The 17184-nt window shown below is 58.3% G+C and carries 18 protein-coding genes, 6 tRNA genes and 1 other RNA gene; all 25 read right to left on the bottom strand.

Translation table 11 applies throughout. The annotated features are described in order from the left end of the window. Positions 1–204 (bottom strand): hypothetical protein (locus tag VL197_00125; GenBank protein ID HUJ16381.1); only part of this gene is annotated, 204 nt, incomplete at its 3' end. Positions 205–524: 320 nt separating this feature from the next. After that, positions 525–683 (bottom strand): hypothetical protein, encoded by a 159-nt coding sequence (locus VL197_00120; protein HUJ16380.1) that lies wholly within the window; start codon positions 681–683, stop codon positions 525–527. Positions 684–1444: 761 nt separating this feature from the next. Further along, the gene (locus tag VL197_00115) at positions 1445–2182 is read right to left on the bottom strand and encodes a hypothetical protein (protein ID HUJ16379.1); all 738 of its coding nucleotides are present in this window, start codon (positions 2180–2182) and stop codon (positions 1445–1447) included. A 384-nt stretch (positions 2183–2566) separates the two neighbouring features. After that, positions 2567–2642: transfer RNA gene (locus VL197_00110), tRNA-Asn, on the bottom strand. A gap of 98 nt (positions 2643–2740) precedes the next feature. Beyond that, complete coding sequence (locus tag VL197_00105; GenBank protein HUJ16378.1) at positions 2741–3337, bottom strand: GTPase domain-containing protein; 597 nt, start codon at positions 3335–3337, stop codon at positions 2741–2743. Between the two features lie 37 nt (positions 3338–3374). Next, positions 3375–3869 (bottom strand): roadblock/LC7 domain-containing protein, encoded by a 495-nt coding sequence (locus VL197_00100; GenBank protein HUJ16377.1) that lies wholly within the window; start codon positions 3867–3869, stop codon positions 3375–3377. Positions 3870–4033: 164 nt separating this feature from the next. Next, positions 4034–4987, bottom strand: a complete 954-nt coding sequence (locus VL197_00095) for a thiamine pyrophosphate-dependent enzyme (protein HUJ16376.1) — start codon at positions 4985–4987, stop codon at positions 4034–4036. 122 nt (positions 4988–5109) lie between these two features. Next, entirely contained in the window at positions 5110–6288 is a 1179-nt protein-coding gene (gene porA, locus VL197_00090) for a pyruvate ferredoxin oxidoreductase (protein HUJ16375.1), read from the bottom strand. A 10-nt stretch (positions 6289–6298) separates the two neighbouring features. Next, positions 6299–6592 carry a 4Fe-4S binding protein gene (locus VL197_00085; protein ID HUJ16374.1) on the bottom strand — a complete coding sequence of 98 codons (294 nt, stop codon included), beginning with the start codon at positions 6590–6592 and terminating at the stop codon, positions 6299–6301. After that, positions 6589–7164, bottom strand: coding sequence for a 2-oxoacid:acceptor oxidoreductase family protein (locus VL197_00080; GenBank protein ID HUJ16373.1), 576 nt, complete (start codon positions 7162–7164; stop codon positions 6589–6591). The genes VL197_00085 and VL197_00080 overlap by 4 nt, the downstream gene beginning before the upstream one ends. A 116-nt stretch (positions 7165–7280) precedes the next feature. Continuing rightward, a complete protein-coding gene (recR, locus tag VL197_00075) occupies positions 7281–7946 on the bottom strand; it encodes a recombination mediator RecR (GenBank protein ID HUJ16372.1) in 666 nt (221 codons plus the stop codon). A 13-nt stretch (positions 7947–7959) separates the two neighbouring features. Continuing rightward, entirely contained in the window at positions 7960–8280 is a 321-nt protein-coding gene (locus tag VL197_00070; GenBank protein ID HUJ16371.1) for a YbaB/EbfC family nucleoid-associated protein, read from the bottom strand. Positions 8281–8428: 148 nt separating this feature from the next. Then, positions 8429–10054: a DNA polymerase III subunit gamma/tau gene (gene dnaX, locus VL197_00065; GenBank protein ID HUJ16370.1), complete on the bottom strand. Its 1626-nt coding sequence runs from the start codon at positions 10052–10054 to the stop codon at positions 8429–8431. Between the two features lie 69 nt (positions 10055–10123). Then, an RNA gene (gene ffs, locus VL197_00060) (signal recognition particle sRNA small type) lies at positions 10124–10223 on the bottom strand. Positions 10224–10305: 82 nt separating this feature from the next. Beyond that, positions 10306–10393 (bottom strand) — tRNA-Ser (locus VL197_00055). Between the two features lie 81 nt (positions 10394–10474). Then, a tRNA-Ser gene (locus VL197_00050) sits at positions 10475–10564 on the bottom strand. Between the two features lie 90 nt (positions 10565–10654). Then, positions 10655–11137 carry a tRNA adenosine(34) deaminase TadA gene (gene tadA, locus VL197_00045; protein HUJ16369.1) on the bottom strand — a complete coding sequence of 161 codons (483 nt, stop codon included), beginning with the start codon at positions 11135–11137 and terminating at the stop codon, positions 10655–10657. Between the two features lie 42 nt (positions 11138–11179). Further along, positions 11180–11256 (bottom strand) — tRNA-Arg (locus tag VL197_00040). Between the two features lie 67 nt (positions 11257–11323). Beyond that, positions 11324–11833, bottom strand: a complete 510-nt coding sequence (locus tag VL197_00035) for a DUF2155 domain-containing protein (GenBank protein HUJ16368.1) — start codon at positions 11831–11833, stop codon at positions 11324–11326. A gap of 67 nt (positions 11834–11900) precedes the next feature. After that, a tRNA-Ser gene (locus VL197_00030) sits at positions 11901–11990 on the bottom strand. Positions 11991–12104: 114 nt separating this feature from the next. Continuing rightward, positions 12105–12190 (bottom strand) — tRNA-Ser (locus VL197_00025). 18 nt (positions 12191–12208) lie between these two features. Beyond that, positions 12209–13504, bottom strand: coding sequence for a serine--tRNA ligase (gene serS, locus VL197_00020; protein HUJ16367.1), 1296 nt, complete (start codon positions 13502–13504; stop codon positions 12209–12211). A gap of 27 nt (positions 13505–13531) precedes the next feature. Then, positions 13532–14326 (bottom strand): tetratricopeptide repeat protein, encoded by a 795-nt coding sequence (locus VL197_00015; GenBank protein ID HUJ16366.1) that lies wholly within the window; start codon positions 14324–14326, stop codon positions 13532–13534. Then, positions 14323–16815 (bottom strand): DNA gyrase subunit A, encoded by a 2493-nt coding sequence (gyrA, locus tag VL197_00010; GenBank protein ID HUJ16365.1) that lies wholly within the window; start codon positions 16813–16815, stop codon positions 14323–14325. The genes VL197_00015 and gyrA overlap by 4 nt, the downstream gene beginning before the upstream one ends. A gap of 86 nt (positions 16816–16901) precedes the next feature. After that, positions 16902–17184, bottom strand: a 283-nt coding sequence (locus VL197_00005; GenBank protein ID HUJ16364.1) for a DNA gyrase subunit B, incomplete at its 5' end; no start/stop codon positions are given.

Below are 17184 nucleotides of genomic sequence, written 5' to 3'. Positions count from 1 at the left end.
TTCAGCGCTTGATTCGTCGGTGGGTGAACCAAGGTTCAGTTTGACAGCCAGCTTGATGGCGAAATCGCCCTCGCGCACCAGCGTCTGGGCTACAGGAGGGGCCTGTTGGCTTTGCGAAGATTGCGACCCGTAGTCTGCGGAGAAGGCCGCGAAGGGATACATGATCAAGGCGGCTGCCGTTAGGATGACCAGCAGCGTTTTCATATCATGCTCCTTTATTCTGCTTCTCTTCTTTTTCTATTTTACATCTCCGGGCCCGCCAAATCAAGGTGCGACCCCCGGCTCCGAAAAATGTTTTTGCTATCTCACCGTTATCTAAAGGAACTCATCATTCAAGCTCATTGAAACGGATACTTTGGCCTCACAAGATACACGGGACACATGAAATTGCACCGAGCCTTTTCTTATTATGTGAGACCCTCCCGCACTTCCAAGGTTGACTGGGTTCCCTCAAAAAAGAAAGACGGGAGGCCATTGCGAGACGGCCTCCGGACAGTGCCCTGAACCTCCTGCCACTCCCCTGTCTATGCATGCTCATGCGACCTCAGGTTGCTGAGCATCCGGGTGCTGATCGCCGCGCCGCTCAGAAGATTCGAGTGGCCAACTCCCAGCAGGGCCGCGAGATTCAGGATTACGGGGTTCATACCGACAAGGGCGAGAATACCCAGGGTTATGGCGCTCACTCCGAATAGAAGCGCCACACCGGACGGGGCAGTTTTTGTCCGCACCAGGCTGGAAAATAAAAAGCCCTCGCAATGGAGGGCGCAGAGTTGAGACGCGCGTTTTTTGCGCGTCGGTCTCGAACGGCAAGTTAGCTCCTTCGTGGTGCAATTAGCAGAGGGACATCGACAGCCGCCATCCGCCTGTTTATCTTTTTGATTCTCCATAGTCTTGCTTCACGACCGCATCCGTCGTATATCAACTGTAAATTGGAAACGCGGGCTAATTGTATATCGCTTGATCCAGGAAACGCTTCTGAAACGACGTGCGAGTGAAAAACACCGATGGTTTTCCTTTTCTGTTTTAAAGCTTTTCGGAGATCGGCGAGAGCAGAACTAGACATCTTGAAACTTCCTGCCTTGTCGCTTTCGTTCTTAACAAAGTGTAGTTCGATTCGTAAATATCGATCAGATGTCATCAAGCCACAGACTTCGCTCTGATCTTTTTGTTGAGCTCGGAATGCACGATCATGAAGTCTTCTTTTTTCGTTGTGAGGCAATATGAAAGGTTTTCTCTTCATATTTTTTTCGGAAGCTAACGCGCGCGTGAGGAGCGTTTTTATCGCGACTCACTCGACGCGGTTGTTGGTTCGCAGGCTGAGTTCGAGCGAGGTGAAACCCAACGGCTTTTTAAATCTAACGAGTTTCAAGCTGCTACCCCCGAACATCAAACGTGACAATAAACGGTGTGGCGGGCAGGGATCAAAGATGCCTTGTAAGCACGATCATGGTACAACGACAATATCATCCGCAACAGGAAGTTTTTCGCCTTTAAGCAGCGACATCGGCGGTGAAGGAAGTTGCGCCTTCCCGAACTGAAGCGCGAAGCATCTCGACACTTCGGTAATCGGACTGACCTCAATGGAAGAAATTGTCCCTGATGCTGAAATGTCTGCGACAAAAGTGAATCGTCCCAGATTGGCCGGATCTGTTAAGCCTGGCAGGACGCAGGACGTAAGGATCGCCTTCATACTTTCCCCCCAGGAAGACGCATATTGCTGCCCCTCCGGTGTTGCCAGGGCCTCTTTGCCGGATTTAACACGGGCGGCGAACTCATTGGCGTGATACACGAATGCAAGCCCTGCGGGTTGTTCGGATACTGCGACCGCGCTTTTCTGCTCGTTCAGCCGCTTGATAGTCATGATATTCTCCGTGTACATGGTCGGCTTGCCGCACTTTGTCGGGTCCCATTTCTGGGCGATGATCGACCAGCCGTTGGGCACGGTATCCGCGCAGACAGTCATGACCGAACCTACTGTTTTGTTGTCGTACCGTTCGATCATCCAGACGTTATTGGTGACTGCTACCGGACTGCCGCATTTTGCGGGATCCCATCGATCATCGATCCTCAGCCATCCCGCCGGCACAGAGCCGGCGCATACCGTCTGTGTCTCTGCAAACGACACATTGACCATGATGAAGCCGATGGCGATGACAGCACTCAGCCACATGACTAATCTCATTTCAAGCCTCCTGTCAGGTACGATGAATATTTTGTGAAATATAAGATTTATAGTCTAACGAGTGATTATCTATCCGCATCCGGCTCGGAAAGAACGATTTATCGGTATTTACCAGTTTAGTAAGAAGATTGCCTAACATCCTGCGCCTGTCGGCCCCCGGATCGGTAACACGGGGGCCTTAAAATACATGTCGATTCCAGAAAATAGTTTAGGCTCATGCAGTTATCGTGTCAAATAGAAGTTGCAGGGTTTTCGTGAAATCAAAGGCGGTTCGCAAGAGGATTTGCGTCTTGGGGAAGGATACAACTCTGCGGCTATTGCAGGAAAAAAACTGGGCACTCGATCCCCGATTAGTAGGGGAGAGTGCCCAGTTTTGGAAGTGTTTGGCTCCCGGAGCAGGACTCGAACCTGCGACATGGTGGTTAACAGCCACCCGCTCTACCGACTGAGCTATCCGGGAATGATCTGTTTTAATGAGGAAATCAGGCTGGAAAAATACCATATACAGCCTGCCCTGTCAACGATTTGTTTCCTGCACGGACCCCGTTACCCCTTATGCTATCCGCCCTCCTGGCCCCTCTTGAGCTCGAGGATCACAAGCTTGGCGATTGCCTTCAAGGTGTCGAAAACGCCCGTTCCGTCCGTTGCGCAGGCATCGAAGTCCGGGACGCCGCGCGGATTCAAGGCCCGCCGCATCTCCTCCGCAGGCACCACGTTCGGCAGGTCGCGCTTGTTGTACTGGACGACGTAGGGGATCTTGTCGAGATCGTAGCCCTGCTCGGCAAGGTTGATGCGCAGGTTCTCGACGCTTTCGATGTTGGCCTCCATGCGCTCGATCTGGGAATCGGCGACGAAGACCACGCCGTCGACGCCCTTCAGGATGAGCTTGCGGCTGGCGTCATAGAAGACCTGGCCGGGAACGGTGTAGAGGTGAAAGCGCGTCTTGAACCCGCGGATCTCGCCCAGGGCCAGCGGGAGAAAGTCGAAGAAGAGGGTCCGCTCCGTCTCCGTGGCGAGGGAGATCATCTTGCCTTTGCTGTCGGGGTTGGTCTTCTTGTAGATCCACTGCAGGTTGGTCGTCTTCCCGCACAGGCCCGGTCCGTAGAAAACGATCTTGCAGTTGATCTCTCGCGACGAATAGTTGATAAAGGACATGAGACGGTAATTCCTCTCCTGGGGGCCTGAGCGGGGTTTAACCGAAGAGTTTGTCGATGTCTTCGTCAGTTATCTCGGCAAAGGGAGAATCGCCGCCTTTGCCCGAACCCTTTTCCGTTTCCACTTTCTGCAGGAGCTGGTCGAAGATGTGACCGAGCGTTTCAGCGCTCTTCTTGACGCGCAGCCGCACGAGGCCGAGCGACGAACGCTGATCGAAGATCACGACGAGGATGACACGCTGGCCGATGATCGAGATGTGGATGTTGTCGCGCTGCCCTTCGTGGAACAGGATGGAGAACTCTTTTTCGCCGAGGAGCTTGGCCATGCCGCCGGTTGCCGCGATGTTTCCCGCGGTGAGCGACGCGAGCGACGTGGTGTCCAGGTCCTCCGTCTCTCCCGTGGCGGCGATGAGCTGGCCGTTCTTGTCCACGAGGAACACCACCTTGGCGTTGGACTGGGCAAGAAGACGCTGCAGTTCGGCTTCGATCTGCTTGAACTCTTCTTCGTACATCACCAAGTCGGTACCCAGCATGTGCATCTCCTTGTCGAAGTGAAACAACCTTCTTCGAGCGGTTATCGGCTATTAAACCATAGTAAGGCCGCAATATCAAGCGTTTTTTTAGCGCCGTTCCACGAAAAACAGCCGGGCAAATGCTCTCCCGGCTGCTCTCGTTTCTGATGCGATGCGATTTTCAATCAGCTCCTGGACATTTCCTGGAGCTTCTTGAGGCTCTCCCAGTCCTGGTCCACGAGCTCCTGGAATCGCTCGAGCAACGCTTCGTTCCCCGGAGCGAACAGGTGCTTGAATCGGCCCTGCGGCTTGAGCCACTCGGCAACGGGCTTCTTCTTGTCCTTGGGGTCGTAGTTGATGGTCCATTTTCCACCTTCCACCTCATAGAGCGGCCAGTAGCAGGTGTCCACCGCCAGCCGGGAAAGCAGGATGGAATCGTTGGTCTGGGTCCGCCAGCCGCGGTTGCACGGGGAGACAATGCCCATATACGCAGGTCCGTTCGTGGCTAGCGCCTTTTTCACCTTGGTCATGAGGTCCTTCCAGTTGTGGGGCGAGGCCTGGGCGGCATAGGCCACATTGTGGGCCGCCATGATGCGCGTGAGGTCCTTGCGGCGCTGGCCCTTGCCCGGGACCTTGGAGCCCACAGGGCAGGTGGTCGTGTCCGCGCCAAAGGGCGTCGCGCTGGATCGCTGGATGCCGGTGTTCATGTAGGCGCCGTTGTCGTAGCAGATGTAGAGCAGCTGGTGGCCGCGCTCCATGGCGCCGGAGAGGGCCTGGAAGCCGATGTCATAGGTACCGCCGTCGCCGCCGAATGCGATGAACTTGATGTCCTTCTTGATCTTGCCCTTTTTCCGGAGCGCCCGGTACATGGTCTCGATGCCGGACGCCGTGGCGGCAGCGTTCTCGAAGGCGCTGTGCATCCAGGGTACCTTCCAGGCGGTGTAGGGGAAGAGGCAGGTCGAGACCTCGAGACAGCCCGTGGCGTTGGCGATCACCACCGGCTCATCGATCGCCAGGAGCACCTGGCGCACAATGGTCGGCGCGCCGCAGCCGGAGCACATGCGGTGCCCGCCGGAAAGGTCGTCCTTCTTGTGCGTCAGCGATTTCAGCGTCAGCGGCTTTTCCTGTGTCGTGCTCATTATTGATCTCCTAGATTCCTGGACTGGATAACAGGATATCTTATATCCGTCCATCCGGTAATTCTGTCTGAAGGATTTATCGGGTTTCTCTGTGTCGCCCTGCCTCTGTGGCCATCTCGCCTTTAGCTCCTGACGGAGAGGTAATCTTTCATCATTTTGACCTTGCCGGTCTTCGCGACCTCGATGGTCTCGTCGATCACCTGGTCCACGTCGAGCGGCATCAGGTCCCTGCCGCCGAGGCCATAGATCTTGTTGAACATCGCCGGGCCCTTGTACGGGTAGACGGCCGACGCGATTTCCATGAAAAGCGGGCCGAAGCCGCCGTAGGAGTCAGCCCGGTCCATGACGCAGACGGCCTTGGCGTTCTTAAGCGCCATCCCAACTTCCTCATAGGGGAAGGGGCGGAACATCCGGGGCTTGAGCAGCCCGGCCTTCACACCCTTCTCGCGATACCGGTCCACTTCGTCCTTTATGGTGCCTGCAGCCGAGTTTAAGGCCACGATGGCCACGTCAGCGTCCTCGAGCCGGTAGGTCTCGAAGAGCTCGTACTTCCTGCCCGTCAGCTTGGCGAACTCGGCAGACACGTCCTGCACGACCTTCTTCACGTTCAGCATGGCTTGATGCTGGGCGCGCTTGTGCTCCATGTAGTAGTCCGTCAGGACCAGGGCGCCGATGCTCTTGGGATTGTCGATGTCGAGAAGCGGATCGATGGCGATGTAGTCGCCCACGAACTTCTTCACGTCCTCGTCGGTGATGTACTGCATGCTTTCGATGGAGTGGCTGATGATGAAACCGTCCATATTGACGGCGATCGGCAGCCGCACGTCCTTGTGTTCGGCGATGCGGTAAGCCATGATCGTGTTGTCATAGGCCTCCTGGGCGTTCTCGCAGAAGATCTGGATCCAGCCGCAGTCACGCATGCCCATACCGTCGGAATGGTCGCCGTGGATATTGAGCGGTGCCGAGAGCGCCCGGTTCACGAGTGCCATCAGGATCGGAAGCCGGTAGCCCGACGCGATATGGAGCATCTCCCACATGAGCGCGAGGCCCTGAGCGCTCGTTGCCGTTGCCACGCGGCCGCCGGCAGCGGATGCTCCGATGCAGGCACTCATGGCGCTGTGCTCGCTCTCCACGAGAATCGTTTCCGTATCCACCTTGCCGTTCGACACGAAGGAGGTGAATGACTCCATGATGCCCGTCGACGGCGTGATGGGATAGGCGGGCATGACATCGGGATTCAACTGGCGGAGCGCCTCCGCAACGGCCTGGTTGCCGGTGACCGCCACGGTCTTGGTCGTCATAATTGCCATGTTATTTGCCCTCCTCTTCCATGACAATGGCCTTGTTGCCCTTCTTGCCAGGGCACTCCATGGCGCAGACGCCGCAGCCCTTGCAGTGGTCGTAGTCGAAGCCGGTCATCTTCTCGTCCTTGACCACTACGGCAGAGTCGGGGCAATAGATCCAGCAGAAGAGGCACTGGATGCAGTTCTCTTCGATCCAGCGCGGCTTATACGTGCGCCACGAACCGGTCTTGTATTCATTCGCATTGCCGGCCTTCAGGACCGTGCCGGCGTGCGGCAGCTCTTTCCAGTTCATCTGTTTCATCCCTGTTTTACCTCCTCGTACCCCCGCTTCACCGCGGCAAGGTTCCCGTCGATGATCTTTTGGGCGAACTTCTTGCCGAAGCTTCCCTTCACGTCCTCGAGCAGCACGTCCATGCCCACGATTGCCGTGGCCTTGTTCAACGCGCCAAGCATGGGCGCGTTCGGCATGGGCCGGCCGATGGTGTCGATGGCGATCTTGGTCGCATCGATGGTGAAGACCTTCTGGGAGGGCTTGGCCTTAAGCTTCTCGCGGACGTCTCTCGGGTCCCTGCTCGTGTTGATGATGAAGACCGCGTCGTCCTTCGCGCCTTCGGCAACATTGATAGCGTCAAGAAGCGTTGCATCCACGACGGCCACCACGCCGGGGTTCAGTACGGGGCAGTGCATCCGAAGGATCTTCTCGCTGATGCGGTTATAGGCGCGAAGCGGCGCGCCCGCGCGCTCCGGGCCGTACTCCGGGAACGCCTGCACATTGCGGCCGCCGGAAAGGCACGCGTCGGCAAGCACCTTTGCCGCCGTGACCGTCCCCTGACCGCCTCTTCCGTGCCACCTGATCTCAACCATTTCTGCCATGGAAACCTCCAAGTTCAGTTGAAGAGTAAAGACTGGAAATTGAATATTGATGACAGCTCGTGCCGCAGCACACATCAATGTGCAACTTCAATTGTTCCTTTTTCATTTGTGTTCGATTACATTTCCCTTCGGCCTTCGAGCGCCCGCTGGACCGTGTTCTCATCGGCATACTCGATGTCCCCTCCGACGGGAAGGCCGTAGGCGATGCGGCTCACGTTGACGCCCAGGGGCTTGATCAGCTTCGACAGGTAGAGGGCCGTTGTCTCGCCTTTGACCGTGGGGTTCGTTGCGATGATCACTTCTTTGATGCCGCCGGCTTGGACCCGATCCATGAGGCCGTCGATCTTCAGGTCTTCCGGACCGATCCCGTCCAGCGGAGAGATGGCCCCGAGGAGCGCATGGTAACGTCCCCGGAAGATGCCGGTCTTTTCGAGGATCAGAATATTGCTCGGTTCCTCAACGACGCAGATGCGCGTCGCGTCGCGGTTCGGGTCGCGGCAGATGCCGCACAGGTCGTCTTCGGTTATGTTATTGCAGACCGGGCAGAACCGGCTGTTGTCCTTAAGGTCCAGGATCGCCTGCGCGATGCCGGCTGCATCTTCCCGGGCCATGCCGAGCACGGCAAAGGCAAGCCGCTCCGCGCTCTTCCTCCCGATGCCGGGCAGCCTCATGAAGGCCTCGACCATCCTGCCGAGGGCCTTTCCGGAAACTTCGGCGGCGTGCGCAGCGGCCCTGCCCTGCCGCCGCCCCGACGATTGAGACGTTATCTCGCGCTCTTTCACCACGTCCTGCGCGCTACAGCAGCCCCGGCGGAAGCCCCATGCCGGCCGTCAGCCTGGCCATCTCTTCCTTCATCAGGTCCTGCGACTTCCGAAGGGCCTCGTTCACCGCGGCGGAGACCAGGTCCTGCAGCATCTCGATGTCCTTGGGATCCACCACGGAAGGGTCGATCTTGATCGAGACGATTTCCTGACGGCCGTTCGCGATGACCGTGACCATACCGCCGCCGGAGGACGCCTCCACGGTCTTGCCCGCAGCCTCTTCCTGGAGCTTCTTGACCCGCTCCTGCATCTGCTGGGCCTGCTTCATAAGATTACTGATCATATTCTTGGACATAGATGGCCTTTTGGGTACAAAACATCCCGGGATTGTGGAAAAAAGGAATTTTATAATAAAAGATATTTTGAGGTTTTGCAACAAAAAATGCGGGGTTTATGGAAATATTAGAAATTTAAATGTGCGCGGGAGCCGCGGTTTTCGGGAACTAATTTTCGGCTTCCTCATCAATGACTTCCCCCCCGAAGATCCTGAGGGCATCCTGAACAAGCGGGTCGTGCTCCTCAGGCTTCTTTTTTGCCGGGGACTTTGCCTTCAACGGCCGCTTTTCCACGGTTGCCGCCTGGACTTTCATGCGCACGGGGCGGTTCAGGATCTCAGCGGCGATGCTCTCGATGATCTCCCGGTTTTCCTGTTTTTCGATCTGGCTCAGCTGGAAGCTGTTTCCCTGGACGACGATCGCCAGCTCCTCGTCGGAAAGGTCGACAAGCCGGCTGTCGGCGAGAGAGGAAGCGAGGCTCGGCCGTCTCGTCCTGAGCGAGTTCATGACCCGGCCCCAGATGTCGCCCGGGGCCCCGCCCGTAGACTCCGCGGGAGGGGAGGATGGCTGGACGGGCTTCTTCGCAGCGTATTCCACGGGTCGTTCGCCCACCCGGCCAGTCGGCGCCGGCATCGCGGCCTGACCGCCCGCCAGCCGTGCTTCCAACTCCTTCATATGCGACAGAACTTCGGCAAGGGGCTTGAGCGGCGTGCGGCTGCAGGCCTTGATCATCCCCACCTCGAAGGTGAACCGCTGATGCGGCGACCAGCGCATATCATCCAGCGTCTTCGACAGGCTGTCAAAGAGAACAAGCAGCTCTTCCGCCGAGGCTCCCGCTGCCTGCTGCTTCATAGCGTCGATGTCCGCCGCGGGAAGCTCGATCATCTGCGAGGGGTCGGCCGCGATCTTGACAACAAGCAGGTCCCGGATGTGCTCTACAATGCCGGCAAGGAACTGCCGCATGTCCTGTCCCTGCTCCAGCAGGCCGTCGATCTGCACGAGCAGCCCCGCGGAGTCGCGCGACAGGAGTCCTGCGGTGAACCGGGAGAGCGCTTCCTGGGCGACGGATCCCAAGGTTGCCTGCAGGTCCTCGTCCCCGATTGCCATTCCGCTGTATGACACGGCCTGGTCCAGAAGGCTCTGGGAGTCGCGCATGCTGCCTTCTGCCGCGCGGGCGATCATGGCGAGCCCGCGGTCCGTAATCGTGATCCCTTCGGCATCCGCGATGGTGCGGAGCCGCCCGATGATCTCGTGAAGCGACACGCGCTTGAATCCATAGCGCTGGCAGCGGGAAAGGATCGTGGCGGGGATCTTCTGGGGTTCCGTGGTGGCGAAGATGAAAATCACATGGGGCGGAGGCTCTTCGAGGGTTTTCAGCAGGGCGTTGAACGCCTCGTTCGTGAGCATGTGCACTTCGTCGATCACATACACTTTGTTCTTGCCGCCTGCGGGCGCGTACTTCACAGCCTCGCGGAGCTCACGGATGTGCTCGATCCCCCGGTTCGATGCTCCGTCGATCTCGATGACGTCCATGGACGTGCCAGCGGCCGTTTCCAGGCAGGAATCGCATTTGCCGCAGGGCGACGGAGTGGGCCCTTCCACGCAGTTCAAAGCCTTTGCCAGGATGCGCGCCGTGGTCGTCTTGCCGACGCCGCGGGGGCCGGAGAACAGGAAGGCATGGGCCAGCCGGCCCGAGGTGATCGCGTTCTGAAGAGTGCGGGTGATGTGCGCCTGTCCGGCGACGTCCTCGAAGACCTGGGGTCTCCACTTTCTTGCCAGGACCTGGTAGCTCATGACGTACCTCGAAGGGACAGTGCCATTGTACCACAGTGGCATCGCATGCCTGAAAATAAAAAAGGCTCACAAACCCGGGCTCCCCTGCGGCACACCGGGAACCCGTTTACCGCTGCTTCCTTCCGGACCTGACGGGGTTCACGGGACCGCGGTTGCGCAGGACCCGGGCTTATGAGCGCTACGTCTTACTGTATTTGAAAATTGAAAATCGTAAATTGCAAGGTTCAGGCTTACAATTCGTTCGATAAAAATGGCGGAGAGGGTGGGATTTGAACCCACGTTAGGTTTCCCTAAACACGCTTTCCAAGCGTGCGCCTTCAGCCGCTCGGCCACCTCTCCAGGACTATCGCTGTTGCAAGGAAAAGAACGGGAAATTCAAAATTTCAAATTTGCACGTTGCACGGTACATTTCGGGGTAACTGGCGGAGAGGGGGGGATTTGAACCCCCGGTGGAGTTACCCCCACAACAGTTTTCGAGACTGCCGCCTTCAGCCGCTCGGCCACCTCTCCGTGCAAACTCGATTCTCGATCGTTGTCCTGCGCGCGGAGTCCGGAGAAACACGATCATCAGAACTGCTGCATCGCCCTCGCGACTCCGGACTATGAGCTCCCTACGCCGCGGCCTTCGGCTCTCAACCCCGCAAAAAAATCCTTGAGCACATCCCGGCACTCGGCTTCAAGCACTCCGGGCGTTATCGGGTACGTGTGGTTCAGTCTGCCGTCGCGCACGACATCGTAAACCGACCCGAGAGCCCCCGCTTTTGCGTCACGACAGCCATAGACCAGCCTGCTGATCCGGGCAAGCACAAGAGCGCCGGCGCACATGAGACAGGGTTCAAGGGTCACGTACAGCGTCGCATCCTTCAACCGCCACGTGCCGAGCCGGGCCGACGCTTCGCGGACCGCAAGCACCTCGGCATGGGCTACGGGGTCCTGCCACGTCTCACGCATGTTGTGAGCGGAGGCGATAACCTGGCCGTCCATCACGAGAACGGCACCGACGGGCGTCTCGCCCAGGGCCGCGGCCTTCCGGGCCTCTGCCAGCGCATTGCGCATGAAATCCATGTCGGTCGATGATTGCATAGCTGTCGCAACGGCCGCCTGTCGCACGAGCCGCGAAAATACTGGCGCGCCCAAGAGGATTCGAACCTCTGACCTACGGATTCGTAGTCCGTTGCTCTATCCAGCTGAGCTATGGGCGCAAGAAACAATGTGCACAGACGCGCAGGCATCTGTGCACAGAAGGTTTGCAGATCTCAGGAGCGACGCCTATTTCGCCACGCCGCCCTTCAGCACGATGCCTACGGACTCGTGCTGGAAAGGATGGATGTTGGGCTGCAGGGAGAACAGCCAGTTGGTCCAGATCTCTTTGCCGTTCTCGCTGACAACAACCTGCGCGGCCGGCATGTTCGGCTGGTCCGATGCTGAGGTGAACTCCTTATCGGTCATCTTGAAGTCGGGCAGGAAGTTCAGCACCTTGACCGTCATCTTCGTGTTCGGGATGGCAAGCTCTCCGCCGACGTTCACGGCATACTCTTTCTTCGTCTTTGTCGCCTTATTCTCCACCTCGAGCTTCACGGCCTTCCATTTCGCCGACACGGTACTGGAAACCACGACCTTGCGGTCAACCTTAGGCACGTTGGGCATACCTGCGGGCATCCCACCTTCCATGGGCGGATGACCGGCGGGAAGCTGCGGCTTCTCCTCCTTTTTCTTGCAGCCTCCGAACGAAACGGCGAGAACCAGAACGGCGACTACTGCTAAGATCTTCTTCAGCATTTTGCTATCCTCCTTGAAAAATGACGGACTCTCTCATAGGGTAATACTGCAGCTCGTTCGATAAAAATGGCGGAGAGGCCGGGATTCGAACCCGGGGTGGAGTTACCCCCACAACTGCTTAGCAGGCAGCTGCCTTCAGCCGCTCGGCCACCTCTCCGTGTTAACTGCAGTTCGGAGTTGCAGATGCGGAGTGCGGAAAATCTGATTCCTGCTTCAGGATGAGCTCTGTTACTCCGAACTCCACACTTCGAACTCAGAACTTATTTTTGCATGGCGGAGAGAGAGGGATTCGAACCCCCGGAGCTTTCGCTCAACGGTTTTCAAGACCGCCGCCTTAAACCGCTCGGCCATCTCTCCGTGCCGAAAATTTAATCTTTACGGTTTTCGCGGTTCGATCCGATCCAGCCCGCCCAGGTAGGGCCTGAGAGCCTCGGGAATGACCACGCTTCCGTCAGACTGCTGGAAGTTTTCGAGGATCGCGACGACCGTGCGGCCGACGGCGAGGCCCGAGCCGTTCAAGGTGTGGACGAGTTCGGTCTTCTTGCCGCCTTTCGGCTTGTATCTGATATTGCCGCGACGAGCCTGGAAGTCCTCGAAGTTGGAGCACGACGATATTTCGCGGTACTTGTTCTGTCCGGGGAGCCAGACCTCGATATCGTAGGTCTTCGCCGCGGAGAAACCCATGTCTCCCGTACAGAGCACGATAACCCGGTATGCGAGGCCCAGCCGCTTCAGCACTTCCTCGGCATTCGCTGTCAGCTTCTCCAGTTCGTCATAGGAGGTCTCCGGGTTCGAAAACTTGACCAGTTCCACCTTGTTGAACTGATGCTGCCGGATCAGCCCCCGCGTATCCTTGCCGTACGAACCCGCCTCGCGCCTGAAGCACGGAGTATAGGCCGTGAAGAGGACCGGCAGCATCTCTTCGGCAATGACCTCGTCCCGGTAGATGTTCGTTACCGGAACTTCCGCTGTCGGGATAAGGAAGTACGTCCCGTTCTCGACCCGGAAGAGCTCTTCCTCGAATTTGGGAAGCTGGCCGGTCGCGGTCATGCTCGTCCTGTTGACCATGAACGGAGGCAGCACTTCCAGATAACCGTGCTCCGTGGTATGCAGGTCCAGCATGAAATTGATCAGGGCCCGTTCGAGCCTGGCGCCCATGCCCTTATACAGGGCGAAACGGGCACCCGCTATCTTGGCTGCCCGGTCGAAGTCGATGATATCGAGGTACTCTGCCAGATCCCAATGTGGCTTCGGCTCAAAAGAAAACCTCGGCGGCTCTCCGCCCTGCGGCGACCAGCGCCGGAGCTCCTGGTTGTCGTTCTCGTTCTTGCCGTCGGGTACCGTGGCGTGGGGAATGTTCGGGAGCGTCAGGAGGATGTTGCGCTGTGCTTCCTCCGCTTCGCGGGTGCTGTTCTCGAGCGCCGTGATCGTGTCTCCGACCGACCGCATCTCGGCGACCTTTTCCTCCGCAGGCTGGCCGGTCTTCTTGAGCCTGCCGATCTCCTCGGAGACCTCATTGCGCGTCCTCCGGAGCGTTTCGATTTCCTGCTGAGCCGTCCTCCGTTTTGCGTCAAGCGAGAGAAATTCCGTGAGGTCAAGCGTGATGCCGCGCCGGGCCAATCCCGCTCGGACCTCTTCCCCGTGCTCTCTTACAAATCGCAAATCAAGCATTTAAGGTAGCATTCTCCTTACCCGTTGTCAATAACTTTTCTTGATGATCCTTGTTTCAAGGGCCTTGATCTTGATCTGAATGGCCTCTTTGTTCTGGTACTCCGGTTCGATCGCCTTGTAGAGCTTGAGCGCTTCCGTCAGGCTGTCGGCAGCCTCGAGGCAGCCGGCAAGGGCGAAGCTGGCCTTGATTGCCAGTTCGCGATCGGGATTATTTTCGAGCGCCCTGCGGTAGAACCCTTCGGCAGCCGCCAACTCTCCCTTCGAAAAAGCGGCGGTGCCCAGCCGATAGTACGCCAGCCTGACATTCGGCCCGGAGGGGAATTCCTTGACCTGCCTTGTCCACTCTTCCCGGGCTTCATCGCTCTTCCCGACCCGGAACAGGCAGTCAGCCAGGCTGTAGAGGCTTTTTTCCCGTACGTCGCGGTTCGTGTACCGGACCGCCTTTCGGTACTCCTCAACCGCCCGTGGGTAGTCGCTGTAGCCGAGCTCATAGATCTGCGCGATATACCATTGGGCCTGGGGAGCCATATCCCGATTTGGATACCGTTTGAGCAACAATTGCAATGTCTGAAGCGCGTTGTCCGTCTGGCCTAGGTACAGGAACTGGGTCACACCCGCCCAATACAGCGCATCATCAGCCCGGGAACTGTGGGGGTGCTCTTTGACGAGGGCAAAGTACATTCTGACCGCTGTTGAGTAATCGCCAGCGTTCCAGCGCTTCGTTGCCGCCTCATATTCAGTGATCGCGGTCTTGTCAAAGACATCACAGCCGGAAAGGGATAATCCCAGCAGGAAGAGGAGGAGAAGCGCTGCCTTTCTCATGGCCCGGTGACATCCTGTCCCGCGGGAGGCTCGCTGGTTTCCCTGTTCGCCGGGGCTTCCTTTTCCTCCTCCCGCTCCACGACTTTGGCGAAACTGACGACCCGGTCGCCCTCCTCGGTGTCAAAGAGCCGTACGCCCTGCGTGTTCCTGCCCTGGACCGAGATGTCCTTGGTCCGGATACGCAGGATTTTTCCATTTGTGGTGATCAGCAGCACCTCGTCGTCCTCGGACACCTGGGCCATGCCGGTGACCCGGCCGTTCTTCTCGGTGATCTTGATCGTGATGATCCCCTTGCCGCCGCGGCCCTGGCTGCGGTAGTCCTCGAGAGTGCTCCGCTTTCCGTAGCCGTTCTCGGTCACCGTAAGGATGGTCGAATCGTCCCGCACGATCTCCATGCCCACGACCTCGTTCCCTTCCTCGAGCCTGATGCCGATCACGCCCTTCCCCGTCCGGCCGATCTCGCGCACATCGGTCTCGGAGAAGCGGATCGAAAGGCCGTCCCGCGTGCCGAGGAACACATCCCGTTTGCCGTCGGTCACTTCGGAGGAGATGAGCTCGTCGCCCTCGTCCAGCGTAATGGCGATGATGCCCGAGGGCCGCGGATGGCTGTAGGACTCCAGCTCCGTTTTCTTGATAATGCCCTTCTTCGTTGCCATCAGGATAAAATGGCCCGGAGTGAACGCGCGGACCGGCAGCGCGGCCGTGACCCGCTCGTCCTGCTTGATCTGGATCAGGTTCACGATGGCCTTGCCCTTTGCCTGCCTGCTCGCTTCGGGTATCTGGTGCACCTTGAGCCAGTAGACGCGACCCTTGTTCGTGAAAAAGAGGATGTAGCTGTGCGTAGTGGCCGTGAAAAGCCGCTCCACGAAGTCCTCTTCCTTGGTCTCCATGCCGATCTTTCCCTTACCGCCCCGCTTCTGCGCCCGGTAGGTGGTAAGGGCGTTACGCTTGATATAACCGGCATGCGAGATGGTGATCACCATTTCCTCGTCCCTGATCAGGTCCTCGATGTCGATCTCCGACGTCTCGGCAACGATCTCGGTCCGGCGCGGGTCACCGTACTCCTGCTTCAGGGAAAGAAGCTCGTCCCGGATGATCTTCATGACCAGCGATTCGGAGCCGAGGATCTCGTTCAGGCGGGTGATCTCCTTGAGCACCTCTTCATACTCGGCAATGATCTTGTCGCGCTCGAGCCCGGTCAGGCGCTGGAGCCGCATGTCGAGGATGGCCTGCGCCTGGATCTCGGACAGCTTGAATTCGCGGACGAGACCCGCCCTAGCCTCCTCGGGGTTCGCCGATGCCTTGATGAGCGCGATCACTGCGTCCAGGTTCTCGAGGGCGATCTTGAGGCCCAGGAGGATATGGGCGCGCTCCTCTGCCTTCCTGAGGTCGTATCGCGTCCTCCGGAGCACCACTTCCCTGCGGTGCTGGATGAAGTTGGACAGGAGCTTGCGAAGGTTCAGAACCCTGGGCTGGTTATTCACGAGCGCGAGCATGATGACGCCGAAGGTTGACTGCATGGCCGTGTGCTTGTAAAGCTGGTTCAGGATGACGTTTGTGATCTCGCCCCTCTTCAGGTCGATCGCGATGCGCATGCCCTGGCGGTCCGACTCGTCGCGGATCTCTGCGATCCCGGTGATCTTTTTCTCCTGCACGAGTTCGGCGATCCGCTCCAGCAGCCGCGCCTTGTTCACCTGATAGGGAAGCTCCGTGACAATGATGCTCTCGCGGTCCCCCTTGCCCTCCTCGATCACAGCCCGGGCCCGCATCTGGATGATGCCCCGGCCCGTCGCGTAGGCCTGTTTGATCCCCTCGTATCCGTGAATGAATCCGGCCGTTGGAAAGTCCGGCCCCTTGATCGCGGACGTCAGCTCCGGGATCGATACCTCAGGGTTGTCGATCATCATGACAAGCCCGTCCACGACCTCGCCGAGATTGTGCGGCGGTATGTTCGTGGCCATGCCAACGGCGATGCCGGCGGAGCCGTTGATCAACAGGTTCGGCACGCGCGTAGGCAGAACTGACGGTTCGACGGTCGTGTCATCGAAGTTCGGGACGAAATCGACGGTCTCCTTGTCGATGTCGGCCAGCAGCTCCTCGGCGAGCTTCGTGAGCCTTGCCTCGGTATACCGGTACGCCGCTGCCGGGTCGCCGTCCACGCTTCCAAAGTTGCCTTGGCCGTCAACGAGCACGTAGCGCATGTTGAAATCCTGCGCCATCCTGACCATGGTGTCGTAGACCGCGCTGTCGCCGTGGGGATGGTATTTCTTGAGCACTTCTCCGACAACGCCGGCGCTCTTCGAATATTTCTTGTTGTGCAGGAGCCCTTCGCGGAACATCGCGTACAGGATGCGTCGGTGCACCGGCTTCAATCCGTCGCGCACGTCGGGCAGCGCCCGTCCAACGATCACGCTCATGGAGTAATCGAGATAGGCGGTTTTCATCTCCTGCTCGATGTTGACCTGGGATTTTATTTCCTGGGGTTCCATGATATCTCTCGAATGCAAATTTCAAATTGAAAATTGCAAAGCTTGAACTGCATCATCCTTATACAATTTGCATTATTTAATGCTTTTTAGACGTCGAGGTTCCTGACTTCCAGAGCGTGGCGCTGGATGAACGCCCGTCGCGGCTCGACCTGGTCGCCCATCAGGATGGTGAATATCTCGTCGGCCTTAACTGAGTCCTCGATCGTCACCTGCAGGAACGTCCGTTTTTCGGGGTCCATGGTGGTCTGCCACAGCTGCTCCGGGTTCATCTCGCCGAGACCCTTGTACCGCTGGATCGCAAGCCCCTTCTTGCCGAGGTCGAGCACATGGCGGACAAGCTTCCCCGTGTCGTGAAAGCTCTTCTCTTCG

The organism is Nitrospirota bacterium (assembly GCA_035516965.1).
In the GTDB taxonomy this organism is placed as follows: domain Bacteria; phylum Nitrospirota; class UBA9217; order UBA9217; family UBA9217; genus MHEA01.
The sequence above is the reverse complement of the archived record's forward strand: the minus strand, read 5'-3'. Positions and strand labels throughout refer to the sequence as shown.

Bases quoted from the DNA above. Each gene is read 5' to 3' on its own strand.
- dnaX (HUJ16370.1), bottom strand. From the start codon at position 10,054: ATGAGCTACCAGGTCCTGGCAAGAAAGTGGAGACCCCAGGTCTTCGAG.
- porA (HUJ16375.1), bottom strand. From the start codon at position 6,288: ATGACGACCAAGACCGTGGCGGTCACCGGCAACCAGGCCGTTGCGGAG.
- VL197_00105 (HUJ16378.1), bottom strand. From the start codon at position 3,337: ATGTCCTTTATCAACTATTCGTCGCGAGAGATCAACTGCAAGATCGTT.
- VL197_00085 (HUJ16374.1), bottom strand. From the start codon at position 6,592: ATGAAACAGATGAACTGGAAAGAGCTGCCGCACGCCGGCACGGTCCTG.
- VL197_00070 (HUJ16371.1), bottom strand. From the start codon at position 8,280: ATGTCCAAGAATATGATCAGTAATCTTATGAAGCAGGCCCAGCAGATG.
- VL197_00100 (HUJ16377.1), bottom strand. From the start codon at position 3,869: ATGCTGGGTACCGACTTGGTGATGTACGAAGAAGAGTTCAAGCAGATC.
- serS (HUJ16367.1), bottom strand. From the start codon at position 13,504: ATGCTTGATTTGCGATTTGTAAGAGAGCACGGGGAAGAGGTCCGAGCG.
- gyrA (HUJ16365.1), bottom strand. From the start codon at position 16,815: ATGGAACCCCAGGAAATAAAATCCCAGGTCAACATCGAGCAGGAGATG.
- VL197_00095 (HUJ16376.1), bottom strand. From the start codon at position 4,987: ATGAGCACGACACAGGAAAAGCCGCTGACGCTGAAATCGCTGACGCAC.
- VL197_00015 (HUJ16366.1), bottom strand. From the start codon at position 14,326: ATGAGAAAGGCAGCGCTTCTCCTCCTCTTCCTGCTGGGATTATCCCTT.
- tadA (HUJ16369.1), bottom strand. From the start codon at position 11,137: ATGCAATCATCGACCGACATGGATTTCATGCGCAATGCGCTGGCAGAG.
- VL197_00080 (HUJ16373.1), bottom strand. From the start codon at position 7,164: ATGGCAGAAATGGTTGAGATCAGGTGGCACGGAAGAGGCGGTCAGGGG.
- VL197_00115 (HUJ16379.1), bottom strand. From the start codon at position 2,182: ATGAGATTAGTCATGTGGCTGAGTGCTGTCATCGCCATCGGCTTCATC.
- VL197_00035 (HUJ16368.1), bottom strand. From the start codon at position 11,833: ATGCTGAAGAAGATCTTAGCAGTAGTCGCCGTTCTGGTTCTCGCCGTT.